We start from the raw sequence: 21,158 nt of genomic DNA, 5'->3' as shown, positions 1-21,158 counted from the left end.
GGGGAACATACGGCTCTGGTGGTCATTCCGTTCACTTTATATTCTTTGCTACTCTGTAACGACATGGCCTGTGAACGTGCCAGGGTGGCTCAATCGCCACCACCCTGGCGACCCGGGCTCCCGGCGGTAAATCGCCGCTTCGCGGTCCCTTCGGCTTATTCCTTCCGGCTTATCGGGGACGGGCGGAGGTAACATCCCTGTAAAGCCCGCCCTCTCGGCGCATCCCTGCGCCTCGCCCCGGCCGGAAGGCAAACGCCTCAGCGATTTACAGCCGGACCAGGGCGTCGCTATAAGCCATTCATTTTCCTAAAGCAACATTCATCGCTTCATGTAGAGAAATTACAGGGGGATCCTGCAGCCCCGATAGGGCGAGCAAGCTGTTCCATCCGACCTCATTTCCTGCGCCCTAATCAATTAATGCGGAATAATCCATTAACAATTGCGTAAAACAATTTAACAGTTTTATCATAGCGCCGAATTCACCAAATGGTTCGCAAATCATTTTTCAACACCGAATTCACCCGTATTAATCATTCTTCCCTCCGTATTTATTACCCAACTGGTACACACCCAGCACGACGGGGGGATCTTAAGGAGACAGAAATGGCATTTGGCAGCGCGCCACGTGGGATACCGCGTATCCTGCAGTGGCTCCTTGCCGGACTGATGTTGCTCATCGGTCTGGCAGTCGGCGGGCTGGGCTTTAAGCTCGTCACCGTAGGCGGAAGTGGATACTTCCTGATAATGGGCGTGGTGATGGTGATTGCCGCGATCCTGATTTTCCTCAATCGCAGCAGCGGGATCCTGCTTTACGGCATCGCGTTTATTGCCTCGCTGTTCTGGGCGGTAGGCGATGCGGGCTGGGATTTCTGGCCGCTCTTCTCTCGCCTGTTTACCTTTACCGTACTGGCCTTCCTCTGCGCCATCGTCTGGCCTTTCCTGCGCGCGGCGAACCACAGCGCCGCGAACAAGGCGCCCGCTTTTGGCGTCGCGGCCGTGCTCGCGGTGGCAATGCTGGTGAGCCTGGGCTGGATGTTTAAGCCACAAACCCTCGTGGCCGCGAACGAGCCCGTTCCGGTGAAACCCGTCGCACCCGGTGAGCAGCAAAAGAACTGGGAGCACTGGGGCAATACCACCCACGGCGACCGTTTCGCCGCGCTGGACCAGATTAACAAGCAAAACGTCCGCGATCTGAAAGTCGCCTGGGTTGCGCACACCGGCGATATTCCACAGAGCAACGGCTCCGGCGCGGAAGATCAGAACACGCCATTGCAGATTGGCGACACGCTGTACGTCTGTACCCCGTACAGTAAAGTGCTGGCGCTGGACGTGGATTCCGGCAAAGAAAAATGGCGCTACGATTCCAAAGCCACGGCGCCTAACTGGCAGCGCTGCCGCGGTCTGGGCTATTTTGAAGACCATTCCAGCGTGACAACGTCACAGACAGAGACACAGCCTGCGGCATGCCCTCGCCGCCTGTTCCTGCCGACCACCGACGCCCGCCTGATTGCCATCAACGCGGATGACGGCAAGGTCTGCGAAGACTTCGGCGACCATGGCACCGTGGATCTGAGCGTCGGCATGGGCGAAATCAAGCCCGGGTATTATCAGCAGACCTCTACGCCGCTGGTCGCAGGCAATGTTGTCGTCGTCGGCGGTCGCGTCGCGGATAACTTCTCCACCGGCGAACCGCCGGGCGTGGTGCGCGCCTACGACGTGCACACCGGTAAGCTGGCGTGGGCGTGGGATCCGGGTAATCCGAACCTGACCGGCCTGCCGCCGGAAGGCCAAACCTACACGCGCGGCACGCCGAACGTCTGGTCAGCGATGTCCTACGACGCTAAGCTGAACCTGATCTACCTGCCAACCGGCAACGCCACCCCGGACTTCTGGGCGGGCGAACGTACCGCGCTGGACGATAAGTACAGTTCCTCCATCGTCGCCGTCGACGCGACCACCGGTCAGATGCGCTGGCATTTCCAGACAACCCACCACGACCTGTGGGACTTTGACCTGCCTTCCCAGCCGCTGCTGTACGACCTGCCCGACGGTAAGGGCGGTACCACGCCCGTGCTGGTGCAGACCAGCAAGCAGGGCATGATCTTCATGCTTAACCGCGAAACCGGCAAGCCGGTGGCGAAGGTAGAAGAACGTCCCGTTCCGGCGGGTAACGTTGAGGGTGAACGCTACTCTCCGACCCAGCCGTATTCCGTTGGCATGCCGATGATTGGCAACCAGACGCTGACCGAATCCGACATGTGGGGGGCGACGCCTGTCGACCTGCTGCTGTGCCGCATTCAGTTTAAAGAGATGCGTCATCAGGGCGTCTTCACCCCGCCGGGTCTCGACCGTTCCCTGCAGTTCCCTGGCTCTCTCGGCGGGATGAACTGGGGCAGCGTCTCCGTTGACCCGAACAACAGCCTGATGTTCGTCAACGATATGCGCCTGGGCCTGGCAAACTACATGGTGCCGCGCGCTAACGTGGCGAAAAACGCCAGCGGCATCGAGATGGGCATCGTACCGATGGACGGCACCCCGTTCGGCGCGATGCGCGAACGCTTCCTGTCACCGCTGGGCATTCCGTGCCAGAAGCCGCCGTTTGGCACCATGTCTGCCGTTGACCTGAAAACCGGCAAGCTGGTGTGGCAGGTCCCTGTCGGCACGGTGGAAGATACCGGGCCGCTGGGCATTCGCATGCACATGCCAATCCCGATCGGTATGCCAACGCTTGGCGCATCGCTCTCCACCCAGTCCGGTCTGCTGTTCTTCGCCGGCACGCAGGATTTCTACCTGCGCGCGTTTGATACCGCCACCGGGAAAGAGATCTGGAAAGACCGTCTGCCGGTCGGCAGCCAGTCCGGCCCGATGACCTATGTGTCGCCGAAAACCGGCAAGCAGTACATCATCATCAACGCCGGAGGCGCTCGCCAGTCACCGGATCGCGGTGATTACGTTATCGCGTACGCATTACCCGATAAGCAATAAGATGTGAAAAAGGGACCGAAAGGTCCCTTTTTTTGCCCGGTGACGACTCAGAACGTCTCCCAGTTATCCCCGGAAACCGTCGTCGCCGGACGCAGCGGTGCGTTCTTCGCCACTGGCGCAGACGTCACCGCGCGGCCCGACTTTGCACCACTCAGACGAAACGCCCCGACCGCCTCGGTCAGACGCGCGCCCTGTTCTTCCAGAGACGCAGCTGCGGCGGAGGCTTCTTCCACCAGCGAGGCGTTCTGCTGGGTCACTTTATCCATCTCAGAAATCGCCTGGCTCACCTGCACAATACCGCGACTCTGCTCATCGGACGCGGCGGCAATCTCCAGCATGATGTCGGTCACGCGTTTAACCGCTTCGACGATTTCATTCATGGTGTTACCGGCAGCCACAACCTCACCGGAGCCCTGGTCGATCAGCGAGACCGATTCGTTAATCAGGCTTTCGATCTCTTTTGCGGCATTCGCACTGCGGCTTGCAAGGGTTCGGACTTCGCTTGCCACCACGGCAAACCCGCGCCCCTGCTCGCCCGCCCGCGCCGCTTCTACCGCCGCGTTAAGCGCCAGGATATTGGTCTGGAACGCAATGCTGTTGATAACAGCAGTGATCTCAGAGATCTTTTTCGAACTGGTGGAGATATTGCCCATGGTTTTGACCACGCCGGAGACCATCTGGCCGCCGCGGCTGGCTTTCCCGGAGGCATCTTCCGCCAGCTTGCTGGCATGATGGGCGTTATCAGCGTTCTGTTTCACCGTCGCGGTGAGTTGTTCCATGCTTGCGGCGGTTTGCTCAATGGCGGCGGCCTGCTGTTCGGTACGCGAAGAGAGATCGGTGTTACCGGCAGAAATCTCGCTGGTGCCGCGGTAGATCTCCTCCGCCCCCTGACGTACGGTGCCCACCGTGTTTTCAAGCGAGTGCTGCATGGTTTGCAGATCGCGCGTCAGGCGGCCAATTTCGCTGCGCCCGGCCACGTCGTCCGGCATCGTCAGGTCGCCTTTGGCGATATTCTCGATACGTTTCGCTGCACGCTGCAAAGGATTGATTACCGTGCGGCGCAGCACGACAAAGGTCATCGCCGTCAGCACCAGCGCCAGCGCAAACGCGCCCACCATAAACATCAGGCCCAGCTGCGTGCGGCTGTGCGCCTGCGCCGTCAGCGCATTGGCGCGGTCGGTACGGATCTTAATCGCCTTCAGCAGAACGGCGTTGTAAGCGTCATCCAGCGGACGCGCCGTTTCATTTTCGTGGTTGATGATCGCCTCGAACATGCCGTTTTTGGCAAATTTGACCATCGGCTGCAGGCCCGCGATATAGGCGTCGTAGCGTGCCTTCAGGTCCGCATCCAGCGCTTCGTCCGCCGGGCTACGCACGGAACGATTCATATAGGCGGTAAAGCTCTCCTGGGACTGCTTAATTCGTGTTTCCGCCTCGCGGATGTTCTGCTTCATGGCCTCCATCTCCGCGATACGGCTTGCCGCCCCGGCGTGGATCATATTGATACGCGCGGTACGAAGATGGTTTGAGCTGTTCGACAGCCCCATACGCACCTGAATTTCGGACGTGACATCCTGCTGATCGTTATCGGCCTGCAGCAGGAAATACCCCGCCAGACCCGAGCTCAAGGCAAACAGAAGAATAATGCCACCGAGAATGGAGGAAAACAGCGGAACCAGCCTGATGTGATGCAAGAAGCTCAGCTTGCGCTGCGCCTGCATCGAAGTAGTGTTGTCCATGACCGTCGACTCTCTTGTAGGTAAGATGCGTAAAAATATGCGTGTTAAATAGTCATCGGCACGGTGGGGATTTAGATTACGGCTAAAAACGCCGCACTGGTCACACTTTAGAGAAGATTATTAAAGAAACGCCAGCGGCGAAAAACCGCTGGCAGAAGAGTTACTTGTCGCCGAAATGAATGACGGTACGGATGGATTTTCCTTCGTGCATCAGATCGAACGCGTCGTTGATCTGCTCCAGCGGCAAGCGGTGGGTAATGAACGGATCGAGCTGAATCTTGCCGACCATAGCATCCTCAACCATACCCGGAAGCTGGGTACGGCCCTTCACGCCGCCAAACGCGGAACCGCGCCATACGCGACCGGTGACCAGCTGGAACGGACGGGTTTTAATCTCCTGGCCCGCGCCGGCCACGCCAATGATGATGCTCTCGCCCCAGCCTTTGTGGCAGCATTCGAGTGCGGAACGCATCACGTTCACGTTGCCGATACATTCGAAGCTGAAGTCAACGCCGCCGTCGGTCATCTCAACAATGACGTCCTGAATCGGTTTTTCGTGATCTTTCGGGTTAACGAAATCGGTCGCGCCCATTTCACCCGCCAGCCTGAATTTCTCCGGGTTGGTGTCGACCGCGATGATACGACCGGCTTTCGCCTGCACCGCGCCCTGAATCACCGCCAGACCAATGCCGCCGAGACCGAACACCGCTACGGTGTCGCCCTCTTTGACTTTTGCCGTGTTATGCACCGCGCCAATGCCGGTGGTCACGCCGCAGCCCAGCAGGCAGACTTTATCCAGCGGCGCCTGCGGGTTTACCTTCGCCAGCGAGATCTCCGCACAAACGGTATATTCGCTGAAGGTGCTGGTGCCCATGTAGTGATAAACGGGCTCGCCGTTATAGGAGAAACGGGTGGTACCGTCCGGCATCAGCCCTTTCCCCTGAGTGGCGCGAACCGCCTGGCAGAGGTTAGTTTTACCGGATTTACAGAACTTACACTCGCCGCACTCCGCGGTGTACAGAGGGATAACGTGATCGCCAGGCTTCAGGCTGGTCACGCCCTCGCCCACTTCCACCACAATCCCGCCGCCTTCATGACCCAGCACCGCCGGGAAGACGCCTTCCGGATCGTCACCGGAGAGGGTAAACGCATCGGTATGGCACACGCCGGTATGGGTGATTTTGATCAGCACTTCGCCTTTTTTCGGCGGTGCTACGTCGATTTCAACGATTTTCAGCGGCTGGCCGGGACCAAATGCAACTGCTGCGCGAGATTTCATCATGTCTTCCCTTTTTGTCAGGTGTGTGGGTTTATTTTAGATAAGAGCGCAGCAAATGGCCGACTTCCGCCATGCGTACGGCTCGCTGATCCGGCGTGGTTTCCCCCGTCACCAGCTCATCTTTGAGGTGAATTTCAACCATTTCGCCCATCAGGCCATTGGCAGCCCCGCGCACGGCGGCGATTTGCTGCAGGATGGCCAGACAGGGGTCGCCCGACTCCAGCGCGCGTTCAAGGGCATCAACCTGGCCCCGAATGCGGCGGACGCGAGTAAGAATACGTTTTTTGTCTTCGGGTGAATGCGGCATACGCTCTCCTGATACTATAGGGGGGTATGGTATTTTACTTACCTGGCGATGTAAACCTTCTATTTCCGTTGCAAAATCAGCGTATCTACCGCATATCATCAAGCAAGAGAATGAAACCTAAAAATATATAACCATATGAAATATATAATTTTTTAATAACATTATTTGCCTAACCGAATTGAAGATCCCGTTGTTTAGTGACGATTTCATATACAACAGGAGTTAACACATGGCATGGAACAAACACGCTGCGGCCCTGCATGCACGCCAGAGTGCCGGCATTTCATCGCAAAAACGCTGTGGTGAATTTACTCGCAAGGCAATACGAGCAGGTGGCGTGGATATTGGAAATGCACCCAATGCAAAAGACTATGGCAGGGAGAAAATCCGGTAGGTCACATGGCGATTTATGACGGTACAACCTGGTACTCTGATTTCAGACAAAGAGATATGTGGGGTGGTCCGGGATATCGCTCCGCACGCCCTGCTTACAAAATTTACAGGAAAAGCTGATGCGTAACGTTCTTTTGATGTGCCTGTTACTGACAGGATGTGCAACACAGATGGATACGCCGGAAAAACGCACTCATGACTTTTATACGTTTTACCTCACGGCTTTCGTTACAGACAGCAAAGAAGATAATCTCGATTCCCCAAAAATGCGTGAGTATATCGCGCGAGACACGCTCTTCCGACTGCAGAGAATTTTCTCTCTCTATGAGCAGGAAATTATCGGTTCCGACTATTTTACCTATACGCAAGACTATGCCGCGGAGTGGATCCCTGACCTAAGCGTAAGCAACGCGATAAACTCTGCGTCCGGAAAACTTGTTAACGTCGAGCTGGGTGTGGGTCATGAGCAGAAGCTGCAGTTAAACGTGTATCTGCGCAATGAAGACGGTAAGTGGAAAATATATCGCGTCACCGATGCGAGCCATCATTTTGAACAGTATATTTTTGACGACAGGGCGATTGCTGCCGCACAACGATATGCCGCAAGTATAACGTCGCCCTAATCTCTCCTTTCTTGTGCCATGCCAGGGCGTATGTCCTGGCATTTGTGTTTTCATAATTTACCCGGCATTGACGAGCCCTTACTAGCACCCCGGCTGCGCGATCAAACCAAAACATCAAACACACCTTTAGATAAAAGCCACTTACTCTGACGAGCGTTCCCGGGTAGCCTTCTGAAACACGAAAACAGAGTGGTGAATTAAACATCACAATGATTGTTCTGTAGATAAACCAACCCACGGAGATAAAATGCTGTTACTTTCTACAATGTTTATATTTTCACTGACGCTTTCATTTTCTCCTGGCCCCGTTAATATGGTGGTTATATCGTCTGGTGCCGTTCACGGTTTTAGAAAGACCTTCTCATTTGTCTCCGGTGCAACGATAGGGTTTACGTTATTACTTATCTTTATATGTTTCGGCTTTTACGCTGCAATAGAAAAATATCCAGTGTTTTTCCGGTATCTTAATATTGCCGGTTCTTTAATTATATTGTATCTGGGCTATAAGATAGCGTCGTCCCGGCCCGATATGTCATTAACAAAAACGGATTCACCCGGTTTTGTTCAGGGTTTTGTCATGCAGTGGATCAACCCGAAAGCATGGACCGCGTGCGCCTCTGGGGCAGCGATGTTTTCCGAACCCTCTACCCCTGTGACAGCTCTCGTCTTTATCACGGTCTATTTTTTAGTCTGTTACCTGTCGCTTTCTGCATGGGCATTGATGGGAGAAAAAGTATCGGTTCTTCTCAGGAGCACACGGCAGCTCCGTACGTTTAACGTGTTGATGGGCGGGTTGTTATTTATTACGGCGTGTTACATGCTCTTTTTAACGTTTTAAACCCGTTATAACGTGTGATACTCAATTGCGTTATAAATATCATTAATCAATTTGTAGGCAATACTGCTGGTCGACATATTAGAAGGCCATACGGCATAGACTTTCAGCGGTTCCAATGACCAGTCAGGAAGTATTTCCTGCATTTCTCCGCGCTTAACATCCTCTTCGCTTAAATAGCGAGGAGGTGCTGCAAGACCAATTTGTTGTCTGGCAAGGGCATAAGCGGCTTCGACATTATCTACATACACCGTGGGCGTATACGTCACGACAGCCGCTTCCCCATTTTTATGTCGGAATTCCCGGTTATTCTGCCTCATATTGAGTCCAATCCATGGCAGTTTCGCCAGGTCATCAGGATGCGTAATCGTCGGGTAATGGCTGAGCAATTCCCGGGACGCAACTACCTGGCGCGGCAGCACAAAAAGATGGCGCGCTTTAAGAGAGCTGTCCGGAAGTTCGCCGATTCGAAATGCCACATCGATACCGTCGGCAATAATATCTCTGCGCGTATCGCTGTAAGAGATATTCAGTAAAATGCCCGGATGACGTTTTATAAAATCGGCCAGATGGCGGGTAAACGCACTCTTCAGAAAAACGGCAGGAAGAGAAATAGTCAGCTTATTGGCCGTTGAGATTGAACGCTGCTTAAATTCAATGACCCCCTGCTCATACAGCGCCAGCATCGATTTGGCCGTTTCCAGCAAATTGGCGCCATCGTGAGTCAGAGAGAGTTTGCGGGTGTTTCTGTACAGCAACGCGCAGCCAAGATTTTTTTCCAGCTTTGATAAATGGGCGCTTGCCGTTGCAGTTGTAAGCCCTAACGCTTCTGCCCCACCTGAAATGGATCCTGCCTCAGCAATCTTTGCAAACACTATCAGATAACGGATGTCATCAATCATTTATCGTCCTGTTGCGACGGCGTTCCTGCGAACTACGCGTTTAATCATAGAGTTACGATATCGTACTTTCCTTCCCGGTCGCATCTCATTTTATCGTGAGCGCTTGAACAATCCTACCAATTTTAGTGTAAAACAACAAATGTTTATTGTTTTACGATAAACACCAGGCTAGCCTGCACGCACTTCAACTTACCCTTTGCCAGGAGATGTATCGAATGAAAAGAAGTCTGCTGTATGGCGTTTCGCTCGCGGGGATCGCGCTTTGCGCCCCCTTACGCAGTGCGGAGCTGTCCGGTTACGCGGGACTGGGCGTCGCGGTCAGCCCCGTTTATTCGGGATCGCAGCATTACGCGCCCGGGCCGCTACTTAAAGGCGGCCTGAGTCTGAAGAGTAAAGACTATGGGCAGTGGGATCTCTCTACGGAAGGTCTTGCATGGACATACAGCCCCGACTCCCCGTTTGCCGTGAGCCTGCTGCTGGCCTCTGATGAGGGGCGAAAAGAGACAGTTAACTATCCCTTCTCCGCCCGAAAAAACCGCGACCTGCAGGGAATGGGCGATATGTCCGACATGCTGATGGCTGGCGCGGAGATGCGTTATCAACGCGAGGACTGGACGATATGGCTGCGCGTGTTAAGCGCAACGCAAAAACACCGGTACGGTGGCGAGACGCAGCAGCTGGCGAGGACCGTGAACAGCGGCGTAAAGTCCACCCTCTGGCGCGGGCAGGACGTCGAATTTTCGGTCGCAGGTGACATCACCTGGGCGAACAGCGGCTATCAGCAGCGCCATTATGGCGTCACCGCGAGCCAGTCTCAGCGCACCGGGCTTGATGCCTATTCCCCATCATCGGGTTTACAGGAAGCTGGTGTCGATAGCGAACTGGTCTGGCACATCAGCGAAAATCTCGCGGCTGGGGTGACCGGTCGCGCAGCCTGTCTGCTTGATGAAGCGGGTCAGAGCCCGCTGGTGAAAAGCCGCATACAGTACACCCTGTCATCCATGATCCAGTACGAGTTCTGAGGCGAAAACCATGAATAAACGGTATATGTACAGCCGCAGGCGACTCTTAGCCGCAGGGGTGGTTTTTGTATCGCTGATTGCCGCAGGCATCTACCTGCAGCCGGGCGTAAGCACGCCGTCCCCGCGCCAGACGGGAGATGCAACCATAGTCTCGTTCCTGACGCCATTACTCAGCGGTGCGCGAGGCAGCGTTGCCGTCGCATTCATTACGCCGAAAGGCGTGCAGTACGCTCTGTGGGACAGCGATTTTACGAAACAGTATGAAATCGCCAGCCTGACCAAAACCATGACGAGCAGCCTGCTGATTGAGGCGCAGCGACGCGGCGAAGCGGCGCCACAAACCCGCGTCGGTGAACTTATTCCGGAGATAGCGGGCCCGGCGAGCGATATTACCCTGGCGCAGCTGGCTTCGCACCGTTCCGGCCTGCCGCCGCTGGCGACGTCGTTACCCGAGAAAGTTCAGGTCATTAAAAGCATCATCCTGCGTGACAATTTCTGGAACTTCGATGAGGAGACATTAATAGAGATGGTGAATAAAGCCAGCGTCGAACGCCCGGCTGAATTTGACTATTCCAACACCGGCTACGCGCTGCTGGGACTGGCGCTGGCGCGTGCATCGCATCAATCCTTTGCTCATCTCCTGCAAAAGCGAATTTTCGCTCAGGCGCATATGACAGACTCCGTCGTCGCCAGCGATACGACGCCCGCCTCTTTCGCATTCAGCCGCGGTCGGTCCGCTTCCGGCCTGAGCGAAGCGCCGTGGGTTATGCACGCGTTTGCCCCTGCCGCAGGCGTGCGTTCAACCATTGTCGACATGGCCCATTACGCTCGGTCGCTGCTGGAAGGAAAGCTCGCATGGAGCGACGCAATGACGCCGCAGTTTGCAACTGACGATCCCGACTCACGCGTGGGCTATGGCTGGTTCACCACGCGCATTCAGGGGCGCGATATCACCTGGCATGATGGTGAATCGTCAGGGTTCGCTTCCGCTATTGCCTTCGACCGACAGCGTAAAAGCGCCGTGGTGATCCTCTCCGACACCGCGTGGCCGGTGGTTGTCCCGACCATACGGCTTCTGTTAGCCCAGCCATCTCAGGCAGCAGAGACGCATCATGAACTGGATTGATATTCTCTGGGCGATACTGACCTTCGTATCGGCCCTGCTGTTTGCGTGCGGAGCCTGGGCCACGCGGTATAAACTTCGGCTGGTGAACACAATGCTGACCGTCGGAATCATTCTCTATAGCATGGAGATGATGCAGACCATCACCCATCTGAACAGTTCAGGTTACTTTTTCAGAATGCTCACCTGGGTGATTCAGGCCTCTTATCTCGCCATTAGCGTGTATCACGTGTGGCCAAAACCGTGGATGAAACGCGGCGCTAACTGTCTGAACGGCGGCAAGATTGCCATCGCGCTGATGCTTATGTCATGCTTGAGCATGCTGGTTTTAAAATAATATGAAATATTCAGGAAGGTTCGACGTGAATGGTGCGAGAGATAAACTCAGTCTGGTGCTCATCGCAGGGGTGCTGCCGCTCTTTCTCATCCTGGTATTAATCACCCCTCTGTGGATCTATTTCACCGGCGAGTCGTTTTTTATTTCCACTCTCCTAAAGCTCGCTGAGGTTCAGAATGACGATCTGGCGGTTTCGACGGTTTCGCCGCTCCGCCAGATCCTCCTGCTGGCGATCCTTTATCTCCCGGCGGGTCTGTTTGCCTTTGCTGTCTGGCAGGGAATGAGCGTCACGCGACAGGTTCGTCAAAAGCAGATCCTCTCCCGGACCCTGGCAAACAGCGTTCGCAAGATTGCCATCGCGATGATAAGCCTTGGGATCGCACTGCCGGTCTGCCGCTTTTTGATCCCGCTGACGATCGCGTGGCCGGGACATTACTACCAGGTCACCCTTTTGCTTGGAGATTTTGTTCTGTTATTAACAGGCGGTTTGCTGCTGGTAACGTTTCACTCCCTGGTCGAAGGCATCAAAGCGGAAGAAGAAAATAAGGAGTTCATCTAATTATGGCTGTCGTGGTTCATCTGGACAAAATGCTGGTAGAGAAGAAAATGACGTCCAGAGCACTGGCAGCCTTTGTGGGGATCACGGAGCAAAACCTGTCGCTGCTCAAGTCCGGCAAGGTGAAAGGGATACGTTTTGATACGCTGGCGAAAATTTGCGAGGCGCTGCAGTGTCAACCCGGCGACATCCTTTCCTGGGAGCCGGACAGCCCGGAATGACGCGCCTGCGCCAGCGTTTGCAACTCCTCCTTAAGCCAGCGGGTCGCCCCCCGCTGGCCGCTGCGTTTATGCGAGTAAATTTTCACTTCAAACGTGCGTATCGAAAACGGTAAAAGAAAAATCCTCAGGTCCGCTGCCGCAACCAGCTTCTCAGCGGCAAAACGGGGGATTGCCATCAGCAGGTCGCTTTCGGCAACGATAAACGGCGCGCTCAGCATCGACGGCGTTTTGATCGCGATTTGTCGTGTATAGCCCAGTTGTTCGAGCCGCACGTCCAGAACGCCCTGCTTCTCATTCCATGGCGTCACCACCAGGTGTCGGGCCGCAAGATACTCCTCCAGCGTGAGACGCGTCCGCCGCGCGTTGCCGATGACCACATACTCATCTTCAAACCAGTCGATCTCTTCCAGATCCGGGTGCCGGATATCATCCTGAGTGCTGAAACCCAGCGCGAGATCCACTTCGCCCGCCAGCAGTTCCGTCAGCGCCGGGCTGTGCGGCAGATAGCGCAATTCGAAACGCAAACCCGGGGCAGCAAGCTGCAGTTTGTGCATCAGCGCCGGGAAAATGCACAGCGCGGTAAAGTCCGTAATCCCAATTTGTAAGCTTTCGGTACTGCTGGCCGGGTCAAACTCCGGCTGCGGGGTCAGCTCATGATTGAGGAACGACAATGCGGAAGCAATGGAAGGCGCAAGCTGAGTGGCATACACGCTGGGGGACATGCGATGCCCTTCGCGAAAAAAGAGCGGGTCATTAAGGGTGATGCGCAAACGCGACAGCGCATGGCTCAGTGCAGATGTGCTCATCGCCAGCTCGTCAGCGGCCAGCCGAACGGAACGATGGCGGTAAATCGCGTCGAAAACGGGCAGCAGGTTTAAATCAAGACGCCTCAGTACCGGATGCATAATATTCATCATTTGTTGATTTCATTGCACTTAATTCTTCGGACAATACTCCGTATGCTTAACGCCATCAATCGAAACACAGGAAAAACAATGAGCATTACCATTCGTCAGGCCCGCCCCGAAGATGCAGCGGCAATATACGCCATGATCTACGAGCTGGCGGTGTATGAAAAAGCGCCGGAAGAAGTGGTTACCACGCCGGAGGAAATCCGCGAAACGCTCTTTGGCGCAGGCACAAAAACCGAAGCGTTGATCGCGGAGTGTGACGGCAAGACTGCCGGCTATGCCGTGTTCTTCACCAGCTATTCGACCTGGCTCGGACGCAACGGGATTTATATGGAAGACCTGTACGTATCCCCGGAATATCGCGGTAAAGGCGCGGGAAGAGCGCTATTGAAACATATCGCGCAGCTCGCGGTAAAACGGCAGTGCGGCCGCCTTGAATGGAGCGTGCTGGACTGGAACCAGCCTGCGATTGATTTTTACCTGAGCATAGGCGCGCTGCCGCAGTCCGAATGGGTTCGCTATCGTCTTGATGGCGACGCGCTGCTGAGTTTTGCCGAATAGCAACACGTGGTACCCGAGATGATCCCGCCCCGCGGGGTCGCTCTGTCCTGCCTTGATCCCGCCTCAACAGATTCGGAATTTATGCTACCCTTCCATAAATTTCATAAACATATTGCAGAACGCCATGACGACAGCCCCTTTTATCCGCCCACAACTTTCCCTGCCAGACGGTGCCGACAGGCTGCTGTTGCACTCCTGCTGCGCCCCCTGCTCGGGTGAAGTGATGGAGGCTATCCAGGCTTCGGGGATTGACTACACGATTTTCTTCTACAACCCCAATATCCATCCACAAAAGGAATACCTCATTCGGAAGGAGGAGAATATTCGCTTTGCGGAAAAACACGGCGTGCCGTTTGTTGATGCCGATTACGACACCGATAACTGGTTTGAGCGCGCGAAAGGCATGGAATGGGAACCCGAGCGTGGCGTCCGCTGCACCATGTGCTTCGATATGCGTTTCGAGCGTACGGCGCTCTATGCGGCAGAAAATGGATTCCGCGTCATCAGCAGCTCGCTCGGGATCTCACGCTGGAAAAACATGCAGCAGATAAATGACTGCGGCCAGCGTGCTGCCGCGCGCTATCCGGGTATGGTTTACTGGGACTATAACTGGCGTAAACAGGGCGGCTCCTCTCGCATGATTGAGATCAGCAAGCGGGAGCAGTTTTACCAGCAGGAGTACTGCGGGTGCGTTTATTCGCTCAGGGACAGTAACCTGCATCGTAAGTCTCAGGGCCGCCCGCTGATTCGCATAGGGAAACTGTATTACGGTCAGGATGACAATGAGAAATAAGGGGTTCCCGGTATAGAGATATATCCGAAAACACCCCTTATATGTACCGAATTTGACCTTACGTCTCCCATATCCACAAAGAGCGGCTATCCTTTAATAATCAACAAAAGGAGGCAAAAATGTCTGATTTCGGTACTGATAAAAACACCCAATTTGCTGAAGATAAAGCTAAAAATAAATTTGATGAGCTGGCAGGCTCGGCGCAGCAGCAGTTTGGCGAATTCGTTGATTCACCAAAGCATCAGGTAAAAGGTGCGGCCAGAAAATATGCCGCGCAGGCCAGCGATGCCGTTTCCGACGTCACTGAAGCTGTCAGAAATAATCCCCTCACCGGCCTCGTCGCAGCGGGTGCGGTCGGTATTGTTCTCGGCCTGTTGCTGGGTCGAAAATAATAAAAGGCCCTTCGGGGCTTTATTTTTTCTTAGCTAAACATTCTGACCATGCGATCTAACTCCTCCTCTTTCACGGCTCGCGATAAATAATACCCCTGAAAATTTTTGACGCCCAGCGCGACTAATTTTTCAAACTTTTCTTCACTATCAACCCCCTCGGCAATACAGTCCGTTCCGGTCATGTCGCTATAAATCTGTATCGCTTTAATCAGGTTATAGTCATTGTCGTTTGCCACAAAATGCTCAACGATGTCGCGATCCAGCTTGAGTCCATCAAAATGCACCTGCCGCACCGGGAACATGGTTTGATGGTTAGAGAAGCAGTCATCCAGAAATAATCGACACCCCGTATTACGCAAATGCCGCATGGTTTCAGGGATCCTTTTGTCCTTCGTCACGTCAATATCTTCAGCAAATTCAAAGACCAGCTTTTCGGCCCACTGCGGCTTGAGCAGCATGTCGATAGCTTTCTTTGCCATATCAGGCAATGCATTTCCGGAAGCCAGACGAGGCGGAATATTTACAGAAAAATAGTATTTACCGTTATATTTATTAATCCCGGACACGGCGGCATGGATGACTAACGCCGTTATTTTCAACCATATCTCATGATTTGAAATATCCGTGAGAAAACTGGCCGGCTTGACAATTTTACCGTTTTTATTCCAGCGGATCAGTATCTCAAAGCCTACGCCTTTTTTGTGACGATCGGTAATGATCTGATAAGCGGGGAAGATCTCTTTTTTATATAATGCATTAAAAATTTCTGATTCTTTATCCGTAAAATCCGTATGTTGGCTCCGCCGCTTAATACGTCTTTCCGCGCTGAAATTGTGCGAATCGTTTAGCCACCGCTTAATTAAGCGTAATTTCAGCACGCCTTCCTTACGATGGGTATAAACCGTTTTATTAGAAAGCCCCATTTCGTCGCACATTTCTTTTACGGACATGCCGCGGTAGAAATTTAATAAAACGTCAATTTCTCTTTTTGTTAGCCACCTTACGGTTTCTTGCGAAGAATTATCCTTGTAGCGATCGCGTAATACGTACGAACGATCTTTAAAAACATGATGGTGTGTATGAATACAGGTTATGACATCTGAAACGCGGGCCAGTCGAATCAATGATAATTGATAACTATTATTTAAAAGAGTGCCCAGGGTGCGATATAGCCAGCTATCCGGCAGGTCGCCATACAGGGTGACGCGTCGAATAACGGGAAGTGCATTGAGTACAGACGCCAGTCTCTTCAGGCTCTCCAGGAGGCTGACGATACCTTTTCCGAGAAACACCACAATATGAGCACTCTGATTTATAAGGATATTTTCAAGATCCTGTTGGGATACCTCATCCCCCTCAAAGTGCAGATGCGAAGCCTGTATTCCGTACTGGCTTAGGATCAGACGATATCCCTGGAACGTAAAACCGCAGGCTGAAATGACAAATTTTTGTTCATCGCACGCCACATTTCTGTGAGAAATTTTGTGGGTCATAAACTGCTCCTGGGCACTGAGGCGCCATTTCCATTTGTGAATACGTAAAATTTAACGCACCTGTTATAAACATTAATTTTACAGTACCGCCTCAGGGTAAGAAACAGTTATCCGCTGAACTCACAGGAACATCTTTGCGTTAATCACCGTCGTTTAAATGTACTTTTCTTTGCAAATAACAACGGCAAATATCTTATTCTCAGGGTATAATGAAAATTCCGAAAAAGAAGAGTGGACACTTCATCTATCGGCTCATTCAAATACGAGAAAAATGCTATGGATAATCACATCTCATCCAGGGCCTTGCTACATCGAAGGGATGTTATAAAGAACAATCCGCGATTCGGTGAGGCAATATTAGAGCACTACACAATTAATGACACCATATACAAAAAACAACCTTTGTTCTACAAGACAATGCTGCAGGAATCACGGTTTAACATTATTCTCTCCATGTGTTGTTTTATTTTTGGAAATCAGGCCGAGTCAGTTTCAGAGATTAAAGAGCTATGCTCTCGCTATAAAATAGCCAGCCCCAACAGCGTGATTGCGATCATTACGATACTGAGAACCACCGGGCGCATCAGGACCTGGCGCTGCACGGATGACCGACGCAAAACGAGAATCGCGCCAACCGAAAAAGGACTCAATGAACTTAAGCGTTATATGTCCGGCGCTTTTTTGCCCGTCAGCATTCTTTATCCGGCATTTAATATTAATGTTAACCTGCTGGATAATGATATTTTGAGAAACAACTTTTTCCGCCGCGCGGCTGAATATCTTTTCCGGGGATTAACGTTCAGAAAGGTGTTACCTGAGGTGGGATTATTTATCGATAAAGATGGCGGCCGTATGATTATGCTTTATATCTATCTGCAGGCCATGAAAAATAAATCCGCTCATGGTGCGGTCATTGACTATTCAGCCAGCACGCTCGCAAAGGAATTTTTTGTTTCACGCATCCACGTCAACCGAATTATCAAATCGGCACAAGAGGCGGGTTATCTTAAAGATCGTGGTGATGGTCGGATGTCGATATACCCGGCGTTTATCGACCTTGTCGAAAATTATGCAGGTTTATATTTTGCGTATGTTACGCATTACATCAACGTTGTGCCTAAAGAGCGACGCCACGCTCACAGCGTGACGTCAACCGTATAATCCAGCAGGCGTTCGGAGCTCCGAACGCCATTCCCCTATCGTTCCCGCAGCGCCTCTTTTGCCTTGTTCAGCGGTTTCAGCAGATAATCCAGAATGGTTTTGCTGCCGGTTTTAATATCAACGGTGGCAATCATGCCCGGAAAGACCGGAAATTCCTGCCCCTGCTTATTGGTCAGATGGTTACTGTCGGTACGAATATAAACGCGATAGTAATAGACATCCCTTTTCACCTCATCCTGCAGGGTGTCCGGCGAAATCATGGTCACTTCCCCTTCCAGCCCGCCGTAAATGGAGTAGTCATAGGCCGTAATTTTCACCAGCGCTTTCTGGCCGGGATGGATAAACGCCACATCGCGCGGCGAGATTTTCGCTTCGACCACCATCTGATCGTCAAGCGGGACAAGGCTCATCAGCTTGCCGTTCGGCGGGATAACGCCTCCCACGGTCGTGACGTCAATATCCTTCACGATCCCGCGAACCGGGGCATTAAAGGTCAGCCGGGTCAGGGAGTCCTCACGCCCTTTCATCACCGAACGCTGGGCCTCAATCTCCGCATTGGCTTTTGCCAGCTCTTCACGGGCGCGAACGTAATACTGGTTTTTCATCTCGGTGATTTTATTCTCAAGCTCATTTTTTTGACGCTCAAGACGTAACACCTCAACCTTGCTGGCAGCTCCCTGGGTCACCAGAGGACGGGTTAACGACAGCTCGCGCTGCACCAGCTCGGCGCCCTGACGCAAGCCGGCCAGCCCTTTTTCGAGACTTTCACGACGGGACTGGTAGAGCGCCGTTTCCTGTTTGACCAGCTCAACGTCGTCATCCAGCTCGTCCGGAAACGCGAGCGCCGTGTCGTTCACCTCGGCCTTCAGGCGCGCAGCGGTCGCCAGCGCCGCATTCAGGCGAGACTCGCTCTCCAGCACGCTCGACTCGGTTTTTGTCCGGTCTAACTGCGCGAGCTGCTGGCCGCGTTCCACGATGTCGCCTTCGCGCACCATCAGGCTGTGAATGATGCCGCCTTCCAGAGACTGGATGACCTGCTCATGCGAAGACGGTATGACCTTGCCGCTGCCGGTCGTCACTTCATCCAGATGGAACAGGCTTGCCCAGGCGATAAACACCGCCAGCAGCGCGAACAGGGACCATGCCACCAGCGACGAGCGCGGCAGGCGCGGCTCCTTCAGTCGGCTATTGAAACGAGAGAAATCATTCATGCCGCGCCCTCCTCTGCAACCGCCGCTGGCTTCATGGTCACCGTACGCTGCGCGGCTTTCTGCGGCGCCATACCGTGCTGGTGCAGGATTGCATCGCGCGGGCCGTCCATCACCACCTTGCCGTTTTCCAGCACGATGATGCGGTCGACCAGGTCCAGGATCGGCAGGCGATGCGTCGCCACGACCAGCGTCCGGCGTTTACCCAGCCATTTGTGAAGATGCTGAATAAACTGCTTCTCGCTCATTTCGTCCAGCCAGGCGGTAGGCTCATCCAGCAGCAGAATATTCGGCGAGGTAATCAGGGCTCGCGCCAGCAGCAGCGCCTGACGCTGTCCGCCGGAGAGGCCCGTTCCGCCCTCGTTGATGATGGTGTTCAGCCCCATTTTCTGCTTGCGCACAAACTCCAGCGCGCCGCTGTTAACCAGCGCCTGATGTATCTCATCGTCGGTGGCTAACGGGTTCCCCATCAGGATGTTGTCCCGCACGGAGCCAAAGAACAGACGGGCCTGCTGGCTGAGCAGCTGCATGTCACGGCGCACGTCGGCCGGGTCCAGATGATTGAGGGCAATATCGTCGAGCAGGATGCTGCCCTGCTGCGGCTCCTGCATGCCCGCCAGAAGCTGTAACAGCGTGCTTTTACCGGAGCCGTTGCGCCCGAGCACCGCCACGCGCTCTCCGGCGCGGATCTGCAGCTTGCTGATGTTGAGCACGGTGAGTTTCTCTTCCTCGTCGTAATAAAACCCTACGTCCTCAAGCGCATAGTCGCCGCGCAGGTGGGCCTTGTGCACCTTCTTGCCGTGCTGCGGATCGTCAATCGGGCGCTGCATCAGGTCGTCCAGCCCCTTGCGGGCCACTTTTGCCGACTGCCAGCGCGACAGCACGCCTGAGATCTGCGACAGCGGCGCGATGGTGCGCGACGCCAGAATCGAGGTTCCCACCAGCGCACCGGTAGTCATGTCGCCGCTGATGACCAGGTAACAGCCCACCAGCAGTACCACCGCGTAGACGATGGACTGCACCTCCTGAGTCCAGGTGAGCAGCAGGCCCGTCAGCCAGCGCTGCTTCATGCCGACGCTGGCGGCAACGTCGTTGGTATTATTCCACTGGTTCTGGAAACGCTGTTCGGCGCGCATCAGCTTGATGTCTTCAATGCCCTGCACCGCCTCCACCAGCGTGGCGTTACGGATGGCGGATTCCCGCATCCCTTCGCTGGAGAGTTTCCCCAGCGGGCGCTGCACCAGCAGGCCGGGGATAAGCAGCAGCGGCACGGCGAGCAGGACCACCAGCACCAGCGGTCCGCCAATCATCCACAGAATAAAGACGAACAGCAGGAAGAACGGCAGGTCGGAAATCGCCGCAATGGTGGTCGAGGTGATGAGCTCGCGCACCGACTCCAGCTCGCGGATCTGCGCAATAAACGATCCGGTTGATTTGGAGCGTGCGCCGTTTTTAATCCGCAGCGCGTGGGCAAACACGCGTTCAGAGATACGCAGGTCGGCGCGCTTCCCCACCACGTCGGAAATATGCACGCGCAGCATGCGCATGATGAATTCGAACGCGATGGCGATCATCACGCCGCCAAACAGCACCCACAGCGTGGCTTCCGACTGCGACGGTACCACCCTGTCGTACACCTGCATGGAGAAAACCATGCCGGAGAGCGCAAGCACGTTGGCAACCAGCGCCACCAGCATAATATCGCTATAGCGTCGCCAGTCCTTCAGCGCCAGCTGCCAGAACCAGTTTTTCTCATAGGGTTTGATGTAGTCGTCCACGCGGGCATCCGGCGTGGATTCGAGCGGGCGCAACACCATCAGTCCTTTTAACCGCGCCCCGAGCTCGTCACGCGTCAGCGTGGTCTCCAGCCCCGCGTCGCCGCTAAACTGCAGGCTGACGTTGCCTTCGCTGTCCATGCGGTTAATGACCGCGATTTGTCCGCCGGTGAATTCCGCCAGCAGCGGAAGGCGCCACGGATCGAGGGATACCGCTTCAGCCGCCACCATACGCATCCCCAGCCCAAGCTGGCGCGCCATCTCCTCCAGCACCAGCTGGCGCGGAGACTGGCTTTCATGGTTAATCGTTACCCGAACATGCTCCGCTGAGAAATCCAGCCGGTAGTGCTTCGCGATGATGAGCATGCCCTGCAGCCAGGGTTCGTACTGTGGATGTGTCTTCATAATGCTACGTCCTGTCCAGAGCGGTAATTTCGCACTGAAATGATACCTTTACGGAATGATTAAAAATCGAACACTCTCTAAACGAGCCCGCAAAATAATCATGTGAAATATAGGGTTATCGCTATTCATGTAAAGAA

General features: G+C 54.2%; 20 protein-coding genes and 1 pseudogene. 13 read left to right on the top strand and 8 right to left on the bottom strand.

Annotation, left to right across the window (positions count from 1 at the left end; all coding sequences use genetic code 11):
• The first annotated feature begins 603 nt into the window (after positions 1-603).
• On the top strand, positions 604-2,985 hold the full coding sequence (locus ACZ6J2_RS02120; protein ID WP_471724646.1) for a glucose/quinate/shikimate family membrane-bound PQQ-dependent dehydrogenase: 2,382 nt from the start codon (positions 604-606) through the stop codon (positions 2,983-2,985).
• A 47-nt stretch (positions 2,986-3,032) separates the two neighbouring features.
• Here ACZ6J2_RS02120 and ACZ6J2_RS02115 read toward each other — a convergent pair whose 3' ends face one another.
• The 3 genes from ACZ6J2_RS02115 to ACZ6J2_RS02105 form a co-directional block, all read right to left on the bottom strand.
• Positions 3,033-4,724, bottom strand: coding sequence for a methyl-accepting chemotaxis protein (locus ACZ6J2_RS02115; RefSeq protein WP_471724645.1), 1,692 nt, complete (start codon positions 4,722-4,724; stop codon positions 3,033-3,035).
• Positions 4,725-4,884: 160 nt separating this feature from the next.
• The gene (locus tag ACZ6J2_RS02110) at positions 4,885-6,003 is read right to left on the bottom strand and encodes an S-(hydroxymethyl)glutathione dehydrogenase/class III alcohol dehydrogenase (RefSeq protein WP_033146534.1); all 1,119 of its coding nucleotides are present in this window, start codon (positions 6,001-6,003) and stop codon (positions 4,885-4,887) included.
• A 31-nt stretch (positions 6,004-6,034) separates the two neighbouring features.
• Positions 6,035-6,310 carry a metal/formaldehyde-sensitive transcriptional repressor gene (locus ACZ6J2_RS02105; RefSeq protein WP_003857256.1) on the bottom strand — a complete coding sequence of 92 codons (276 nt, stop codon included), beginning with the start codon at positions 6,308-6,310 and terminating at the stop codon, positions 6,035-6,037.
• A gap of 229 nt (positions 6,311-6,539) precedes the next feature.
• Here ACZ6J2_RS02105 and ACZ6J2_RS02100 point away from each other — a divergent pair.
• The 3 genes and pseudogenes from ACZ6J2_RS02100 to ACZ6J2_RS02090 all read left to right on the top strand — a co-directional run bounded on the left by ACZ6J2_RS02100 (position 6,540) and on the right by ACZ6J2_RS02090 (position 8,164).
• Positions 6,540-6,823 (top strand): annotated as a pseudogene (locus ACZ6J2_RS02100) (hypothetical protein).
• Positions 6,823-7,326: a YqhG/Tai3 family protein gene (locus ACZ6J2_RS02095; protein ID WP_047061850.1), complete on the top strand. Its 504-nt coding sequence runs from the start codon at positions 6,823-6,825 to the stop codon at positions 7,324-7,326. The pseudogene ACZ6J2_RS02100 and the gene ACZ6J2_RS02095 overlap by 1 nt, the downstream one beginning before the upstream one ends.
• Positions 7,327-7,573: 247 nt before the next feature.
• Complete coding sequence (locus ACZ6J2_RS02090; RefSeq protein WP_471724644.1) at positions 7,574-8,164, top strand: LysE family translocator; 591 nt, start codon at positions 7,574-7,576, stop codon at positions 8,162-8,164.
• Positions 8,165-8,169: 5 nt separating this feature from the next.
• Here the strand turns inward: ACZ6J2_RS02090 and ACZ6J2_RS02085 are convergent, their stop codons facing one another.
• Entirely contained in the window at positions 8,170-9,063 is an 894-nt protein-coding gene (locus ACZ6J2_RS02085; protein WP_039262538.1) for a LysR family transcriptional regulator, read from the bottom strand.
• Positions 9,064-9,278: 215 nt separating this feature from the next.
• On the opposite strand from ACZ6J2_RS02085, the gene ACZ6J2_RS02080 reads away from it, so the two are divergent.
• Genes ACZ6J2_RS02080 through ACZ6J2_RS02060 form a run of 5 tightly spaced genes read left to right on the top strand, consistent with a single transcriptional unit; the run spans position 9,279 to position 12,322 of the window.
• Entirely contained in the window at positions 9,279-10,085 is an 807-nt protein-coding gene (locus ACZ6J2_RS02080; protein WP_471724643.1) for a MipA/OmpV family protein, read from the top strand.
• 10 nt (positions 10,086-10,095) lie between these two features.
• The gene (locus tag ACZ6J2_RS02075; protein ID WP_471724642.1) at positions 10,096-11,211 is read left to right on the top strand and encodes a serine hydrolase domain-containing protein; all 1,116 of its coding nucleotides are present in this window, start codon (positions 10,096-10,098) and stop codon (positions 11,209-11,211) included.
• Positions 11,198-11,545 (top strand): hypothetical protein, encoded by a 348-nt coding sequence (locus tag ACZ6J2_RS02070; protein WP_471724641.1) that lies wholly within the window; start codon positions 11,198-11,200, stop codon positions 11,543-11,545. Before ACZ6J2_RS02075 ends, ACZ6J2_RS02070 begins: the two co-directional genes overlap by 14 nt.
• Positions 11,546-11,570: 25 nt before the next feature.
• Positions 11,571-12,104: a DUF2975 domain-containing protein gene (locus ACZ6J2_RS02065; protein WP_471724640.1), complete on the top strand. Its 534-nt coding sequence runs from the start codon at positions 11,571-11,573 to the stop codon at positions 12,102-12,104.
• A 2-nt stretch (positions 12,105-12,106) separates the two neighbouring features.
• Positions 12,107-12,322, top strand: coding sequence for a helix-turn-helix domain-containing protein (locus tag ACZ6J2_RS02060; protein WP_024908393.1), 216 nt, complete (start codon positions 12,107-12,109; stop codon positions 12,320-12,322).
• Here ACZ6J2_RS02060 and ACZ6J2_RS02055 read toward each other — a convergent pair.
• Positions 12,277-13,239 (bottom strand): LysR family transcriptional regulator, encoded by a 963-nt coding sequence (locus ACZ6J2_RS02055; RefSeq protein WP_471724639.1) that lies wholly within the window; start codon positions 13,237-13,239, stop codon positions 12,277-12,279. The two genes, ACZ6J2_RS02060 and ACZ6J2_RS02055, sit on opposite strands and share 46 nt — an antisense overlap.
• A gap of 78 nt (positions 13,240-13,317) precedes the next feature.
• Here ACZ6J2_RS02055 and ACZ6J2_RS02050 point away from each other — a divergent pair, with 78 nt between their 5' ends.
• The 3 genes from ACZ6J2_RS02050 to ACZ6J2_RS02040 all read left to right on the top strand — a co-directional run bounded on the left by ACZ6J2_RS02050 (position 13,318) and on the right by ACZ6J2_RS02040 (position 14,979).
• Positions 13,318-13,794, top strand: a complete 477-nt coding sequence (locus tag ACZ6J2_RS02050; protein ID WP_471724638.1) for a GNAT family N-acetyltransferase — start codon at positions 13,318-13,320, stop codon at positions 13,792-13,794.
• 124 nt (positions 13,795-13,918) lie between these two features.
• Positions 13,919-14,587 carry an epoxyqueuosine reductase QueH gene (locus ACZ6J2_RS02045; protein WP_045142955.1) on the top strand — a complete coding sequence of 223 codons (669 nt, stop codon included), beginning with the start codon at positions 13,919-13,921 and terminating at the stop codon, positions 14,585-14,587.
• A 119-nt stretch (positions 14,588-14,706) separates the two neighbouring features.
• Entirely contained in the window at positions 14,707-14,979 is a 273-nt protein-coding gene (locus ACZ6J2_RS02040) for an ElaB/YgaM/YqjD family protein (RefSeq protein ID WP_048977815.1), read from the top strand.
• Positions 14,980-15,008: 29 nt separating this feature from the next.
• Here ACZ6J2_RS02040 and ACZ6J2_RS02035 read toward each other — a convergent pair whose 3' ends face one another.
• Entirely contained in the window at positions 15,009-16,472 is a 1,464-nt protein-coding gene (locus tag ACZ6J2_RS02035) for an EAL domain-containing protein (protein WP_471724637.1), read from the bottom strand.
• 276 nt (positions 16,473-16,748) lie between these two features.
• Between ACZ6J2_RS02035 and ACZ6J2_RS02030 the strand changes: the two genes are divergently transcribed.
• A complete protein-coding gene (locus ACZ6J2_RS02030; protein WP_121931470.1) occupies positions 16,749-17,633 on the top strand; it encodes a helix-turn-helix domain-containing protein in 885 nt (294 codons plus the stop codon).
• Between the two features lie 35 nt (positions 17,634-17,668).
• Here ACZ6J2_RS02030 and ACZ6J2_RS02025 read toward each other — a convergent pair whose 3' ends face one another.
• Positions 17,669-18,844 carry an HlyD family type I secretion periplasmic adaptor subunit gene (locus ACZ6J2_RS02025; RefSeq protein WP_126787146.1) on the bottom strand — a complete coding sequence of 392 codons (1,176 nt, stop codon included), beginning with the start codon at positions 18,842-18,844 and terminating at the stop codon, positions 17,669-17,671.
• Entirely contained in the window at positions 18,841-21,021 is a 2,181-nt protein-coding gene (locus tag ACZ6J2_RS02020; RefSeq protein ID WP_471724636.1) for a type I secretion system permease/ATPase, read from the bottom strand. Before ACZ6J2_RS02020 ends, ACZ6J2_RS02025 begins: the two co-directional genes overlap by 4 nt.
• Between the last annotated feature and the right edge of the window lie 137 nt (positions 21,022-21,158).

Source organism: Enterobacter sp. E14S, assembly GCF_055666685.1.
The sequence above is the reverse complement of the archived record's forward strand: the minus strand, read 5'-3'. Positions and strand labels throughout refer to the sequence as shown.

What these genes read in the sequence shown, in the direction of transcription:
- ACZ6J2_RS02045 (WP_045142955.1), top strand. Translation starts at nt 13,919, where the DNA reads ATGACGACAGCCCCTTTTATCCGCCCACAACTTTCCCTGCCAGACGGT.
- ACZ6J2_RS02035 (WP_471724637.1), bottom strand. Translation starts at nt 16,472, where the DNA reads ATGACCCACAAAATTTCTCACAGAAATGTGGCGTGCGATGAACAAAAA.
- ACZ6J2_RS02110 (WP_033146534.1), bottom strand. Translation starts at nt 6,003, where the DNA reads ATGAAATCTCGCGCAGCAGTTGCATTTGGTCCCGGCCAGCCGCTGAAA.
- ACZ6J2_RS02090 (WP_471724644.1), top strand. Translation starts at nt 7,574, where the DNA reads ATGCTGTTACTTTCTACAATGTTTATATTTTCACTGACGCTTTCATTT.
- ACZ6J2_RS02075 (WP_471724642.1), top strand. Translation starts at nt 10,096, where the DNA reads ATGAATAAACGGTATATGTACAGCCGCAGGCGACTCTTAGCCGCAGGG.
- ACZ6J2_RS02040 (WP_048977815.1), top strand. Translation starts at nt 14,707, where the DNA reads ATGTCTGATTTCGGTACTGATAAAAACACCCAATTTGCTGAAGATAAA.
- ACZ6J2_RS02030 (WP_121931470.1), top strand. Translation starts at nt 16,749, where the DNA reads ATGGATAATCACATCTCATCCAGGGCCTTGCTACATCGAAGGGATGTT.
- ACZ6J2_RS02020 (WP_471724636.1), bottom strand. Translation starts at nt 21,021, where the DNA reads ATGAAGACACATCCACAGTACGAACCCTGGCTGCAGGGCATGCTCATC.
- ACZ6J2_RS02070 (WP_471724641.1), top strand. Translation starts at nt 11,198, where the DNA reads ATGAACTGGATTGATATTCTCTGGGCGATACTGACCTTCGTATCGGCC.
- ACZ6J2_RS02095 (WP_047061850.1), top strand. Translation starts at nt 6,823, where the DNA reads ATGCGTAACGTTCTTTTGATGTGCCTGTTACTGACAGGATGTGCAACA.
- ACZ6J2_RS02050 (WP_471724638.1), top strand. Translation starts at nt 13,318, where the DNA reads ATGAGCATTACCATTCGTCAGGCCCGCCCCGAAGATGCAGCGGCAATA.
- ACZ6J2_RS02120 (WP_471724646.1), top strand. Translation starts at nt 604, where the DNA reads ATGGCATTTGGCAGCGCGCCACGTGGGATACCGCGTATCCTGCAGTGG.
- ACZ6J2_RS02055 (WP_471724639.1), bottom strand. Translation starts at nt 13,239, where the DNA reads ATGATGAATATTATGCATCCGGTACTGAGGCGTCTTGATTTAAACCTG.
- ACZ6J2_RS02080 (WP_471724643.1), top strand. Translation starts at nt 9,279, where the DNA reads ATGAAAAGAAGTCTGCTGTATGGCGTTTCGCTCGCGGGGATCGCGCTT.
- ACZ6J2_RS02025 (WP_126787146.1), bottom strand. Translation starts at nt 18,844, where the DNA reads ATGAATGATTTCTCTCGTTTCAATAGCCGACTGAAGGAGCCGCGCCTG.
- ACZ6J2_RS02060 (WP_024908393.1), top strand. Translation starts at nt 12,107, where the DNA reads ATGGCTGTCGTGGTTCATCTGGACAAAATGCTGGTAGAGAAGAAAATG.
- ACZ6J2_RS02105 (WP_003857256.1), bottom strand. Translation starts at nt 6,310, where the DNA reads ATGCCGCATTCACCCGAAGACAAAAAACGTATTCTTACTCGCGTCCGC.
- ACZ6J2_RS02115 (WP_471724645.1), bottom strand. Translation starts at nt 4,724, where the DNA reads ATGGACAACACTACTTCGATGCAGGCGCAGCGCAAGCTGAGCTTCTTG.
- ACZ6J2_RS02085 (WP_039262538.1), bottom strand. Translation starts at nt 9,063, where the DNA reads ATGATTGATGACATCCGTTATCTGATAGTGTTTGCAAAGATTGCTGAG.